Annotated in this window: 15 protein-coding genes; 11 read left to right on the top strand and 4 right to left on the bottom strand. The window is 67.7% G+C overall.

Annotation, left to right across the window (positions count from 1 at the left end):
• Positions 1-41 precede the first annotated feature (41 nt).
• On the bottom strand, positions 42-275 hold the full coding sequence (locus ABD330_RS00075; protein WP_344459332.1) for a hypothetical protein: 234 nt from the start codon (positions 273-275) through the stop codon (positions 42-44).
• Positions 276-498: 223 nt separating this feature from the next.
• Here ABD330_RS00075 and ABD330_RS00070 point away from each other — a divergent pair, with 223 nt between their 5' ends.
• On the top strand, positions 499-1,089 hold the full coding sequence (locus tag ABD330_RS00070) for a DUF6197 family protein (protein ID WP_344459331.1): 591 nt from the start codon (positions 499-501) through the stop codon (positions 1,087-1,089).
• A gap of 193 nt (positions 1,090-1,282) precedes the next feature.
• On the opposite strand, the gene ABD330_RS00065 is transcribed toward ABD330_RS00070, so the two are convergent.
• A complete protein-coding gene (locus ABD330_RS00065; protein WP_344459330.1) occupies positions 1,283-1,774 on the bottom strand; it encodes an Lrp/AsnC family transcriptional regulator in 492 nt (163 codons plus the stop codon).
• A 187-nt stretch (positions 1,775-1,961) separates the two neighbouring features.
• Here ABD330_RS00065 and ABD330_RS00060 point away from each other — a divergent pair, with 187 nt between their 5' ends.
• Both ABD330_RS00060 and ABD330_RS00055 read left to right on the top strand, forming a co-directional pair.
• The gene (locus ABD330_RS00060; protein ID WP_344459328.1) at positions 1,962-3,689 is read left to right on the top strand and encodes a PLP-dependent aminotransferase family protein; all 1,728 of its coding nucleotides are present in this window, start codon (positions 1,962-1,964) and stop codon (positions 3,687-3,689) included.
• Between the two features lie 130 nt (positions 3,690-3,819).
• Positions 3,820-4,383, top strand: a complete 564-nt coding sequence (locus ABD330_RS00055; protein WP_344459326.1) for an HD domain-containing protein — start codon at positions 3,820-3,822, stop codon at positions 4,381-4,383.
• Here ABD330_RS00055 and ABD330_RS00050 read toward each other — a convergent pair.
• Entirely contained in the window at positions 4,371-4,838 is a 468-nt protein-coding gene (locus ABD330_RS00050; RefSeq protein WP_344459324.1) for an NUDIX hydrolase, read from the bottom strand. The two genes, ABD330_RS00055 and ABD330_RS00050, sit on opposite strands and share 13 nt — an antisense overlap.
• Positions 4,825-5,595: an XRE family transcriptional regulator gene (locus ABD330_RS00045; RefSeq protein ID WP_344459322.1), complete on the bottom strand. Its 771-nt coding sequence runs from the start codon at positions 5,593-5,595 to the stop codon at positions 4,825-4,827. The genes ABD330_RS00050 and ABD330_RS00045 overlap by 14 nt, the downstream gene beginning before the upstream one ends.
• A 95-nt stretch (positions 5,596-5,690) precedes the next feature.
• Here ABD330_RS00045 and ABD330_RS00040 point away from each other — a divergent pair, with 95 nt between their 5' ends.
• From ABD330_RS00040 to ABD330_RS00005, 8 genes are all read left to right on the top strand, one after another.
• Positions 5,691-6,383: an HAD family hydrolase gene (locus ABD330_RS00040; RefSeq protein ID WP_344459320.1), complete on the top strand. Its 693-nt coding sequence runs from the start codon at positions 5,691-5,693 to the stop codon at positions 6,381-6,383.
• Positions 6,384-6,488: 105 nt separating this feature from the next.
• Positions 6,489-7,391 carry a radical SAM protein gene (locus ABD330_RS00035; RefSeq protein WP_344459318.1) on the top strand — a complete coding sequence of 301 codons (903 nt, stop codon included), beginning with the start codon at positions 6,489-6,491 and terminating at the stop codon, positions 7,389-7,391.
• Positions 7,384-8,025, top strand: coding sequence for a P-loop nucleotide/nucleoside kinase family protein (locus tag ABD330_RS00030; RefSeq protein WP_344459316.1), 642 nt, complete (start codon positions 7,384-7,386; stop codon positions 8,023-8,025). Before ABD330_RS00035 ends, ABD330_RS00030 begins: the two co-directional genes overlap by 8 nt.
• Positions 7,943-8,620 carry a class I SAM-dependent methyltransferase gene (locus ABD330_RS00025; RefSeq protein ID WP_344459314.1) on the top strand — a complete coding sequence of 226 codons (678 nt, stop codon included), beginning with the start codon at positions 7,943-7,945 and terminating at the stop codon, positions 8,618-8,620. The genes ABD330_RS00030 and ABD330_RS00025 overlap by 83 nt, the downstream gene beginning before the upstream one ends.
• Positions 8,617-9,231, top strand: coding sequence for a class IV adenylate cyclase (locus ABD330_RS00020; protein WP_344459312.1), 615 nt, complete (start codon positions 8,617-8,619; stop codon positions 9,229-9,231). Before ABD330_RS00025 ends, ABD330_RS00020 begins: the two co-directional genes overlap by 4 nt.
• Positions 9,232-9,246: 15 nt before the next feature.
• Positions 9,247-9,618 carry a hypothetical protein gene (locus tag ABD330_RS00015; protein ID WP_344459310.1) on the top strand — a complete coding sequence of 124 codons (372 nt, stop codon included), beginning with the start codon at positions 9,247-9,249 and terminating at the stop codon, positions 9,616-9,618.
• A gap of 694 nt (positions 9,619-10,312) precedes the next feature.
• Positions 10,313-10,777, top strand: coding sequence for a hypothetical protein (locus tag ABD330_RS00010; RefSeq protein ID WP_344459308.1), 465 nt, complete (start codon positions 10,313-10,315; stop codon positions 10,775-10,777).
• Between the two features lie 438 nt (positions 10,778-11,215).
• A complete protein-coding gene (locus ABD330_RS00005; RefSeq protein ID WP_344459306.1) occupies positions 11,216-12,286 on the top strand; it encodes a hypothetical protein in 1,071 nt (356 codons plus the stop codon).
• Positions 12,287-12,635: the final 349 nt, after the last annotated feature.

The following is a 12,635-nucleotide window of genomic DNA, read 5'->3' as shown; positions in this document are numbered from 1 at the left end:
CCCGCCGGGGAGCCGGTGAAGACCGGGTGGCCGGGCGCAGGTCAGAGATGCGCCTTGAGGTACTCGGACAGCTCCTTCGCCCACTGGGCGAGCTCGTCCCGGTGCTGCACCCGCCCCCCGGACAGCGCGCCGATCTGCGCGTCGGTCAGCCGGTCGGGCCCCTCCATCGCCAACAGTCGCGGGATCTCCCGCAGCATCGTCGTCAACCGCTCCGCATCGGGGTGGCTGAGCATCACCAGCGCATCGGTGTGGCTGATCGTGACGGAACCAGGCATCGCGGCCTCCTACAGTCGGCCCCCGGTCCACCGTACGACCCCCGCCCGCCCGCCGCCCACCCGCGCCGCCTGCTCGCTCGGCGCACCGTCGGAGCGCTCCGGACCACCCCGTGCGGCGCCCGACACGTCCGCCCCACAACGGCCGGCTACCGGACGCCGCGCCTGGTTCGAGTTATCAACAGATGAGTCACAAACTGGGACAAACTCGACACAAGGAGTCAGCGTGCCGCTCGACGCCCCGCGCCCGGACCTGCTGTTACCGCCCCTCGCCGGGACCGGACTGGTCACCGAGATCGAGGCCTACCTCGCATCGCTCCAGCCCCACCCGTCGGCCCCCGAAACGGGCCCGAGCCCACGCCCGGCGGCCGCCGCACCACCGCCGGGGCCGGCCGTGCCGTACATCTGCTCCTTCGGCAGCGTCCCGCAGCCGTGGAACGCCGACCACCCCCTGCCCCGGCCGACGCTGCTGGACCGGCTGGCCCGGCGGCCGGCCCGGCCCGCCCAGGTCAGCGTCGCCACCCAGCTGCGGCTGGCCTCGCGGTACATCGCGTTCCACGGCTGGATCCAGGGCGCGCTGCGGGACAGCACCGGCCGGGTCTGCCTGCTGGGCGCCCAGGCCGCCGTGCTCGCCCACGGCTACGGCACGCCGGACGGCGCGCGCCGCGCCCGGACGCAGGTGATGGAGGTCCTGCACGCCACGGGACGCCCGGTCAGCTCGCCCGACGAGTACAACGACGCGCCGGGCACCCGGCAGGCCGACATCCACCACCTCCTCGACCACGCAGCGGCCCGGGCCCTGAGCCTCGGCATCTGAGCACCCGACGGCCGCGTCCCGAGCGCGCCGGGCGCCCCGCCTCCCGCAGGCCCGGAGTCCTCCCGCGGTTCCGGAAGCCACCGGGTGGCGGCGGACGCCCGGCGGCCCGCTCCGCGGGCGCTGCCGAGGGTCCGGTCCGCCTCGCTCCCGGCGCATCGGACGCGCGTGCCGCGTCCGCACGATGCGCCCGTCCTCACAGGCCGGAGGCCAGCTGCCGGCGTCCGGGGATCTGCTCGAAGATCAGGTTGGTCCGGGTCTGTGCCACCGCGGGATGGGTGGTGAGGTGGTCCACCACGAAGTCGCGCAGGGCGTCGGGGTGCGCGAGGGCGACGTGGAGCAAGTAGTCGTCGGATCCGGCCATGTGGAACACCGCCACGACACCGGGCATGTCGGGGGCCGTCGCGCGGAAGCTCTCGTTCTGTTCACGGGTGTGGGCCCGGAGCCGGACCGAGATCATCGCCTGCAGCGGCAACCCGATCGCGGCGGGGGCGATCTCGGCCCGGAACGCGCGGATGACCCCGCGCTCACGCAGGGCGCGCACCCGGGCCAGACAGGTCGAGGGGGCGATGCCCACCGCGTCCGCGAGCGCATTGTTCGGGGTACGGGCGTTGTCGGCGAGAATCCGCAGGATCGCCCGGTCGACGTCGTCGATGGGCGCTCGGCGGGCTTCGGAAAAATTCGGCACGGCACCCAGGGTCCCCGCTCATACCGCCGATGTGCAAGGTATCGACCGCTGATTCCGAATCTTCTGCGGAAGACTTCCCTCTCCCACGTCACAGGTTCCATCCTGGCGTTCGATCGGACCGGCCATCGCCGGCCCCCCGGATGTGCCCGGCGGGTCCTCCGACCCAGCGAACCCGGAGTGCTGCGCCATGAGCCCAACCGACACCCTGACCGTTCGAGTCGGCCAGGACGAGGCCGCGCGACCGGACATCCTGATACCGCCCCTGGACGTGTCCGCCCTCCTCCCGCCGCAGGGCCCGGCCGAGGAGCCGGACGTCCAGGACTTCGAACTTCCGGCCGGCGGGCTGGACGACGCGCAGCGGCTGCGCGCCCTCGACACGATGGACGAGTACCTGACGAGCAAGCGCCGGTACCTGCTCGGCTACCAGGCGACCCAGGAGATGGGCGGCGGCGCCTTCGACCTCGGCCGGTTCCTGCACCACAACATCAACAACCTCGGCGACCCCTTCCAGAGCGGCGGCTACAAGCCGAACACCAAGGTCGTCGAACGCGCGGTGCTCGACTACTACGCCGCCCTGTGGCACGCCAAGGGGCCGTACGACGCGGAGGACCCCCAGTCGTACTGGGGCTACGTGCTGTCCATGGGCTCGACCGAGGGCAACATGTACGCCCTCTGGAACGCCAGGGACTACCTGGGCGGCAAGGCGCTGATCCAGTCGCCGGCCGGCCCGTCGGGCGCCCCGCGGTACGTCCGGGCAGCGGCCGAGCCGGGCAACCCCAACGCCTACCGCCCGGTGGCGTTCTACTCCGAGGACACCCACTACTCGTTCGCCAAGGCGGTCCAGGTACTGGGCGTCGAGACCTTCCACGCCGTGGGCACGGAGCAGTACCCGGACGAGTGCCCGCTGGCCGGACCGTCGGCCGCACCGCACGAGTGGCCGGCCGAGGTGCCCTCCCGGCGCGGCCCCTCGGGGCACACGTGGGACGGCACCGGCGAGATAGACATCGACGCCCTGGCGGTGCTGGTGGAGTTCTTCGCCGCGAAGGGGCACCCGATCTTCGTCAACCTCAACCTCGGCAGCACCTTCAAGGGGGCCCACGACGACGTCCGGGCGGTCTGCGAGCGCCTGCTGCCGATCTTCGAGAAGCACGGGCTGGTCCAGGGCGAGGTGACCTACGGCAAGGACCCGGGCACCGGCGAGCCGCTGACCGACCTCCGCCGGCGCTTCTGGATCCACGTGGACGGCGCCCTCGGCGCCGGGTACGCGCCCTTCCTGCGGATGGCCGACGCGGATCCGGCCGGGTACGGCTGGGCCCCCGACACCGTCCTGCCGGAGTTCGACTTCGGCATCACGCTGCCCACCCGGGAGTTCGGCAACCTCGACATGGTCTCCTCGATCGCCATGAGCGGCCACAAGTGGCCCGGCGCGCCGTGGCCCTGCGGCATCTACATGACGAAGGCCAAGTACCAGATCGAGCCGCCGTCCCAGCCGGAGTACATCGGCGCCCCCGACACCACCTTCGCCGGCTCGCGCAACGGCTTCTCCCCGCTGGTGCTCTGGGACCACCTGTCCCGGCACTCCTACCAGGACCAGGTGGACCGGATCCGCCGGGCCCAGGAGCTGGCCGCCTACCTGGAGCGCCGGCTCCGCCTCCTGGAGCAGGAGAAGGACGTCGAACTGTGGCCGGCCCGCACCCCGGGCGCCATCACGGTGCGGTTCCGCAAGCCCAGCCCCGAGCTGGTGGCCAAGTGGTCGCTCTCCTCGCAGGACGTCCTGCTCGTCCCCGGCGACGAGACCACCCGGCGCAGCTACGTCCACGTCTTCCTGATGTCGTCGGTCGACCGCTCCAAGCTGGACGCCCTGCTGGAAGACCTCGGCAACGACCCCGCCATCCTCCGCCGACCCGGGCGGTGACCTTCTCGATACCTGTGGATCAGCCGGAACTCGAAATGACCACGCACCGGCGGGAGTGCGCTGCCAAGGACCTCCGCCCCCGTCCGCGCCGGAGGACTGTCTCCCTTGACCTCGGGGAAGGCACTTGGTCATGAGCGAAGTCCTGAGTGAGTGGGCGTGGCAGGTAGCAGCGGCGGAACTGTCCGTGGCACTGCCCCGGAGGTGGACGCACTCACAAGGGGTCACAGCACGCGCGGCCGATCTTGCTCACATGCTGGGCAAGAACGCCGACATGCTCCGTGCGTCAGCTGTGCTCCACGATGTCGGGTACGCGCCACGGCTTGCGTTCACTGGGCTTCACCCGCTCGACGGCGCCCGGTTCCTCCGCGATGTTCACGGCGCTGACGAGCGATTGGTGCGGTTGGTAGCGAACCATTCGTTCGCGTTGTTGGAGGCCGAGGAACGCGGGCTTCGCGATGTGCTTGAGGCGGAGTTCCCGCTGCCAGAGGACCAGCTGTTGGTGGATGCGCTGGTCTACTGCGACATGACGACGACGCCCAACGGCGCGCTGACGACGGCCGAGGAGCGGGTGGCGGAGATCGTCGGCCGCTACGGAGCGGACAGTGTGGTGGGGCGGTTCATCCGTCGGGCGTCGCCGGAGATCTTTGCGGCGGTGGCGCGCGTGGAAGCGGCTCTGGCCGCTCAGCCGAGATAGGGGTACGTGCCGGTGAGGTAGTCGCCGATCTGCTGGCGCATGCTGGGGTGGATGTCGTACTGGTCGAGGTCAGCCGGCTGGATCCAGCGGACGCCGTCAGCCTCGTCGTTGATCGTGGGTTCGCCGCCGACGGGGCGGCCGATGTAGGCGTTCTCGTACTGCTGGCGGATCTCGCCGTCGGTGTAGGCGACGATGTGGTTCGGGTTGGTGTAGACGCCGAGGAAGCCGGTGACCTCGGCGATGACGCCGGTCTCCTCCAGGCATTCGCGCACCGCGCACTGAGCGGCGGTCTCGCCGATGTCCTGAGCTCCGCCTGGCAGGGCCCACTGGCCGGTGTCGCGGCGGCGCTGGAGCAGGATGGCGCCGGTGTCGTCTACGACGAGCAGGTTGCTGGCGGGGATGAGGGTGTTCGCCGCCGGGGCGTCGGGGTCGTTGAGGTACTCAGTCCTGCCCATGCGCGTTGGTCCCCTCCAGATCCGGTGTCCAGGGCTTTGAGTTTTCCCAGACGGCTTCGAAACTCTGAACGTAGTTGTCGAACCAGCCCGAAGCGTCAACTCGTTGGAGGTGGAGCAAAGGGTTGGCGCTGGCCGGCTGGCCCCACACGTGCGGGTTGAGCAGTAGGTCGTCGTCGTAGCGGAAGAGCGAGTTGTAGAGCGTGGTGTCATGGAGGCGCACTTCGCAGCCGGACATCGCGGGCAGGGGCCGGTAGTAGGTGAGGGAGGCGCGGATCTTCGCGGCGAGGGTGTCGCCGATCCCCTCCTCGCGGCCCCGGATGGCGACTGCGTGGCCGCTCGGGTCTCCGAAGCACAGACGAACCCGGACACCGGCGCCGGCGCGTTCGGCGAGCATCTTGGCGATGTGTGGGTTGGACTGGGCGAAGAACGTCCCGGAGAACACGAGTACGTCGATCTGCGTCTCGGCTTCCCGCAGGAGGGAGAGCCACATCTCGCGGGGGACGCTCGCGCGGTTGGCGTAGGTGCCGACAAGCTCGGTACCGGAAGTGGCCGACCGGCCCGTCCGGGGCTGTGTGGCAGGCCAGAGGAAGGCCTCTTCCACGCGTAACTGCTGCGCTGCCGTGAAGCGGTGCCGTGGGTGCGGCATTCGGCCGCTGAGCCAGCGGCCAACTGTTTTGGGGTCCACCTCGCATGCGGCGGCGAGCGACTCGGGTGAGACGCCGCGCTGGGCGAGTACGGAGCGAAGTCGCTCGTTCACGGAGGCAATACAAGCCGAGGCGGGCTCGGCTCGCAAGGACGTTGCGGGACGTTTCGCTTCACCTGACGCTGCAACAGGGTGTCTACGCTGGCGGTATGCCGCTCATCGTCCTGTGGGACATCGACCACACGCTCATCGACAACGGGGGTGTGAGCAAGGAGATCTACGCCGCCGCGTTCACCTCCCTCGCGGGACGTTCACCGACCGAGGCGGCACAGACGGAGGGCCGCACCGATCGGCTGATCATGCGTGAGATGTTCCTCCGGAACCATCTGCCCGAGCCCGACTGGGCGACTGTCCAGGCGGCTCTGGCGGGAGCGGGGGCTGAGCGTCTCAGCGATCTGCGCAGGCGCGGCACGGCCCTGCTTGGCGTACGCGAGGCGCTCAAGGCAGCAGCGGCCCGTGCTGATTGGGTCTCGTCGGTGCTGACCGGCAACATCGCGGCCAACGCGCGCGTGAAGCTGTCGGCCTTCGGCCTCGATGAACTGCTTGACCTGCCTGTCGGGGCATACGGGGCCGACGCCGTCCAACGCCCAGAGCTGGTAGCCGTCGCCCGTGAACGCGTGCAACGACACCACGGACTTCCCACTGACGCGCCTGTCGTGCTGGTGGGCGACACCCCACGGGACGTCGAGGCGGCCCTCTCCGCGGACGCAGGGATCATCGCGGTTGCCACCGGAGTCCACAGCCAGACCGAACTCGCAGCCGCCGGCGCGCACACCGTGCTCCCAGATCTGTCGGACACGGCCAACCTCCTGCGGCTCGTCGAATCGTTCGCGTCGCACTGAAACGTCCCAGGACGTCCCCGAACCGTCCCGGTACGCGGTGATGCGGTCCCATCGCTCTCCGTCACCATCAGGTCACCAACCAGACACTGGCCGAGGGAGGCCCACGTGATCGGTGAAGTGACCGGGATCCGCCGGATCCGGATGCTGTACCTGCAGCTGCTCTACCGCTGCAACTTCGAGTGCCTGTTCTGCTTCCACGGCGAGCGCCTCAAGCACGCCGACGCCTTCACCCTTGAGGAAGCGATCAACCTCCTCACCCTCATGCGCGACCAGTACGGCACCGAGGCCGTCACCCTGCTCGGCGGCGAACCATTCGTCTACAAGGACCTGACGCAGGTCGTCCGCCACGCCAAGCAGGAACTCGGCCTGCAGGTCGAGATCTGCACCAACGGCTACCGGATCGAGCGGCGCCTGACGGAGATCGCTCCGTACGTGGACCTCCTGCGAATCTCACTGGAGGGCATCGGCGCCACCAACGACCACCTCCGCAAGTTCGGCAGCTACCAGGGTGCACTCAGCGCACTGGACCTGGCCCGGGAGCTCGGCGTGGCCACGGGGGCGACCATGACGGTCAACGCGCGCAACATCGACGAGGTGCTGCCGCTCGCACGCACTCTTCAGGACTTCGGCGCACGACAGTTGAAGCTGCACTGCCTGCGGCCCGTCGGCCACGCCGCCGACCATCCCGAGCTGGTCGTCACGGACCCTGCCGCCTACGCCCGTCTCCGGGACCAGCTCCAGGACGCCCGGTTGACCATCGAGGTGATCGTGGACGAGGACCTGTCCACCGACGGCGCTCCAGAGATCTGCGTCCCGGCGGGCGGCCCGCGCGAGATCGAGCGGATCGAAGCCGACCCGCGCGGCGCGCTCACCATGTCCTGCAAGGCCGTCGGCAAGGACTCCCACGCCTTCTGGTACGACAAGGACGCCGGCCACATCATCCACCGTCCGAGCGCCACCGACGAGCTCACCCTCGCCGTGCCGGACGTGGTGTACGGCCGTGTCTGACCATCCCCCGTTCGAGAGCCTCGAAGGGCTGCGGGGCACGGGCAAGTCGACCATCGCGCCGATGCTCGCCGCAGCCCGCGAGGCTGTGCTGGTCCCCACCGTGCCGGACTTCTACCAGCCGCTCCGGCAGCAGGTCGACCACCGGACCAGCGTCGAGGCCCGGATGTCCCTCTACCTCTCCGCGCTGTTCACCGCCGCCGAGCAGGTACAGCGCTACCTGGATGTCGGGATCCCGGTAGTCGTGGAGAGCTACTTCGCCCGCTGCCTGGCCACTCACCAGGCCTGCGGCGCCCACCTGGGCATCACCCTGCCCCCCGACCTACCGCAGCCCGTCACCTACCAACTGGTCTGCTCGGACAGCGAGCGCCGACGCCGACTGGCCCGACGGGACAAGCCCATCTCACGGTGGGACGCCCTCGGCGAGAACGCCTCCGAACAGATCACCGCCGCCTACACCCAGTTCCCGATGTACCAGGTGGACACCACGGGCCTCGCACCGGACCAGGTCGTCCAGGCCATCCTCGCCACAGACACACAAGGAGCCCACCGCCGTGCAGACACGGAGCCTGTGGGAGCACACCCTCACCTTCTTCCCCCAGTTCCTCGCCGCGCTGAAGGAGCACGCCTCCCCTGACGCCACCGTCGCGGTCGTCGGTGCGAGCGACGGCAAGTTCGTCCTGCCGCTCGCCGCCGCCGGCTACCGCGTCATCGCCATCGAGTGCGACCCGCTCGCCCTCCACGGCGGAGAGGTCAACCTCCCGGGTGACGTCAATGCCCACGCGATGGGGCTGATCGACCGTCTCAAGCTCGAAGAGCTCTACGACCGAGTCCAGGTCGTAGAGGAGGACTTCCTCAACGCCGAGCCCCTCGACATGCTGTGCGACGCGGTCTGGACGAGCTGCTCGTGGCACTACAGCGCCAACCACCACCGCCCGCTCGCCGAGTTCGTGGCCCGCATGCAACTCCTGGTGCGCGCAGGCGGCCTGTTCGGCGCGGAGTTCATGATGCCGGTCGAGTCACGCCACCGCCTCGTGGAGCACTACACGTCCCCCGAAAAGCTCAGCCGTCACTTCACCAGCGCCTGGAACGTTCTACTCGCGCTGCGAACAGCCGAATTCACCGAGCGAGCGCACCTCGGCCGGCTCCAAGACCACACTCATCGCATGGGCCTGGTCCTCGCGGCCCGCACGCCCAACCCCTCTCCCCCCTACCAGAAGAAGGACTCATGAAGCACGAGTACGAGGCGAAATTCCTCTCCGTCGACGTCGCCGACCTCCAGGCCAAACTGACCGCCCTGGGCGCCGCCCAGGCGTTCCCCCGCACCCTGCTCACCCGGAAGATCTTCGAGAACGACGCGCTCGACGGCGGTCAGTGGGTCCGGCTGCGCGACGAGGGCACCCGCTCGACGCTGACGCTCAAGCACGTCACCGACGCCACCACAATCGACGGCACCACCGAGATCGAGACCGAGGTCACCGACCTGGCGGCCATGGCCGAGATCCTCCGCAGCCTCGGCCTGAGCGAGGTCCGCTACCAGGAGAACTACCGCGAGGAATGGCGCCTCGGCGAAGTCGCCTTCGACTTCGACACCTGGCCCGACCTCCCCACCTTCGTGGAGATCGAAGGCCCCGACGAGGCATCGGTCCGCCAGGCCGCTGCCCTGCTCGAACTCGACTACTCCGAAGCCCGGTTCGGCAGCGTCGACGAGATCTACAAGAGCGAGGCCGGCCGCGACATCCTCGCCGAGCCCACCCTCCTGTTCGCCGACGGCGACAAGAACAGTCCCGCCCGCACGCGCGACGGTGACCGCCCGACCCCTGTGACCGTCGAGGGCTACTGACCAGAGGGCCGAGCTGTGCTTACGGAACTGGCGCTGCCGCACAGGGTGGTGCCCGGGATCGCCGAGTTCGCCCGTGGTGGCCTGCCTGCTCAGGCGGCTACTGACGACGGCAACCACTGGGTCGACGGATTCTGCTGGCTCTACTGCGGCCAACAGTGGACCCGTGTGCTGTGGATCGGCCCGGCGATCGTCGCCGGCGCCCAGGCGGCGATGTTCGCCTGCGGGCCCTGCATCCAGGAACTCCATGAACGGGTCTGGCAGTCGATCCTCCTCAACGACGAACCAGCCCGACCCGACCTCGGAGCAGGCGAGGCCGAGGAGGGGTTGCCGACCGGTCGGCGAGCAGGACGCCACCGGAGCCGAAGGAAGCTGCTGCGCCGCTTCTGAGCATCCGATCCGGGCACGAAGGCGGCCAACCGCGTCCAGGGCCGTTCACCTCCGTGGTGAACGGCCCTGCAGGTAGGGGCCCTCCACCACGGTGTCCACCACGACCGGGCCATCCACTCACGCAGACGGCCCCGGACGAGTCGTCCGAGGCCGGCGATGGAGCTCCCAGAAGGCCAAACCTGCAGCTCATCCGAGGTGGTGCGCTGAGCCCCCTGTCGGGTTCGAACCGACGACCCCCGCTTTACAAGGATTGGCGTGGCTCACGTGCTCTGACCTGCGCCGTTGAGGCAACGGTCTGCAGCCTGACCGCCACCCGAACCCGACCGCAATTCCCCGGTGTTTCCCGCACGATCGGGCACGACTGGGGCACGTGGCAGAGACCCATTCGGGCTCTCCACTTGGCCCGTCCACGCCGTCGGACGCTGACCGACTGCCGGGACCGATCCCAGGCAGCCTCGGAGCTCCGGTCCGAAGCCGTGCACCTGGACCGAGTACGTCTCCGCCATCGAGCAAAATTCACACCAGCTGACAGCAGGTGGCTGGAATTCACCTTGGTTAATCCCAGGTCGCCTGCCAGCGTGGCTGTCCTACCGCCTGCGCATGCGGGCGATCCGAGGGGGTAGCCATGGCGGGGTCCGGCGATGTGAGTGCGGAGCCCACCCCCACCTGGGCTCTGATCCTCAGCGTGACGGTGATGACAGCGCTGCTAGCCGGCCTGACGGCGCTCACCCTCACGCTCCTGTACCGCCTGACGGTGGAGGAGATCGGGACCACGCTGTGGGGCACGCACGGGCAGTTCCAGGTCACCGCGACCGAGCCCCAGGAGAACGGTGACGGGGAGCCGGGATCCCACGGGACAACCCTGTCCGGGGACTTCACGTCCGACTCCGGCGACGAGCACTTCACGGGCATCAAGGTCGGGATCTCTCTCGACGAAGAGCACCAGGTCGGCGACACGCTGCAGGTGCGGCTGTGGACTCCCGTCGCCGACAGCGCCTACGAGCACCCCGGCATCCTGCACCCGCTGCTCCGGGCGCCGCTCTCGCAGGCCGTCGCACTTCCCGTGCTTTTCATGGGGTGGGTGGTCCGCAGTTCGTGGGTGACATTCAACGCGGAAGAGGCGGCGGCCGCCCGAGCCCGGAAAGCCGACAGCCCCTGACCGTTTCAGCTAGTCAGGGGTCGTTCTGCTGCGGAGAGCGTGGGATTTGAACCACGGTGCGGGGTCACCGCACGACAGTTTTCAAGAACACCCGGCGCGAGCCCCTGTCTTTCGGTGATGACCAGCCCTCATGCATGTGAGACCAGTCGCACCACCTACGCGTTCCACGCCCGTTCCACAGCCTCCGGCTCCCCATGGAGCAGCCCGCCATAGCGGGCGTCCAAGTCGAGTGCCTCGTCGTAGGGCACGATCTGCCCCAACAGTGTCCATGCGGTCCCCGTCGGTGGAATCAAGCCGACCCGGCTGCAGCAGGGAGGCCGGTTCCCAAACCACCCCGCTTGCTGGGAGGGCCCGGAAGCCTCCGGGAAGAGCTGCACTCAACGAATGCCTGGCAAGCATAACGCTGACTCGATTCGCGGCGGTAGCATTTCTACACGCATGCGTCAGGACTACGAGGGGTGTGGGTTAGTGATAGGCAAGGGCCAACGGGGGAAAAGTCGGCACCGTCCACAGTCAGAGCTGGAGGAGATCGGCGACTTCATCGAGGAAGAGGAGCGCCGAGCAGAAGCACAGCGCCTGACCCTCGACAACCTCCTGAAAGCATTCGGTGCAATCACTTTCGCGCTTGCCGTAGTAAAAATAATGCTCGTCGCACGCGGAGACTTGAACACCGCCTTGACACTAATCTCAAAGAACGGCGCGCTCCAGGTTGCCATCGGCGTGCTAATTCTAGAAGTCCCCATCTTGACGACTGGACTGTCTTCATTGGCCGCATCTATCGCGGCTCGCTCAAATCTCAACAAACGCCTAAAGAGAATCTATTGGGCGTGGTTCGCCGGACTCAGCCTCTTTGCCTCATTTATAGTTTCATGGTCGGCCATGGTAGCCATGGCCATGATCGTGGCATTCCTCATAATGACATCAAGTTACCTTGATTCCCGGCGAGAGGAAAAAGGAAAAGCGGCCCTCCGGGGGAAATCGGCAAACGGAGGTTCCATCTCCCCCGCCTCTCGCCTCGACAAAGAGACCAATGTGCTCCAGCAGAAGGCCGAAGATGCCAAACGGCGCGTTGATCAACTGTCGTCAGACAGGGTAGTTGACCTGGAAAAGCTCGCCGAGGCGCGGCAGCTGCACCATGAAAGTTTCAATTCATACCTTGATCGCCTTAAGCGGCTCAGTTCAACACTGACGAGCGGCAAGACTTCAATTCTTCCCGTTGCCCTCCTGGCCCTACTCCCACTGACCCAGGGCTTCTTCAACGACAGGCCCTGGCTTGCCGCCGAGCAGCTCAAACTTCGCAGTGGGGCTATCGTTTCAGGATACGTAATCGACGAGTCATTGAACTGGGTTACAGTTCTGATTGACAAGAGCCGAACCGTCGAGACATATCGCGACCAGGATATAGAATCACGCACGGCATGCATCCCGAATGGCCAATCCAAGAAAAGGGAAGTCACCATCTGGAGAATTGGAGAGATATCCAGACTGGACTATCCATCCTGCCAGTAGAATGCACATAGGTTAATTCTGGATCGACATCCCGTAGATTAGTTTTTTACGTATTATTTTGACGGCTCCCGAGGTGGCAGTACTGCGTGATCAATGGAGCCGGTCCGATCGGTGCAAATTACGTCCCCCCACTGCGTCGGCGTCCCCACCGGACCCACGCAGCCTCATCTACCGTTCCTTGCATTTTCACAGCCCGGGGCTGACAGTGAGACTGTCTACCCCGGGCTTTTTGCGTTTCCGTCAGGCTAGCCTCAATACCAGTGACTTAGTGGTCCCAGGCTCGTCTGACCGTGACGGGTGGGTTGATCGGGGCGGTCTTGTGGTGCGGCGCGATGGTGACTGCTTCGAC

The organism is Kitasatospora kazusensis (genome assembly GCF_039529945.1).
Classification (GTDB): domain Bacteria; phylum Actinomycetota; class Actinomycetes; order Streptomycetales; family Streptomycetaceae; genus Kitasatospora; species Kitasatospora kazusensis.
Note: the sequence above shows the minus strand (reverse complement) of the source record. Positions and strands in the feature narration are given on the sequence as shown.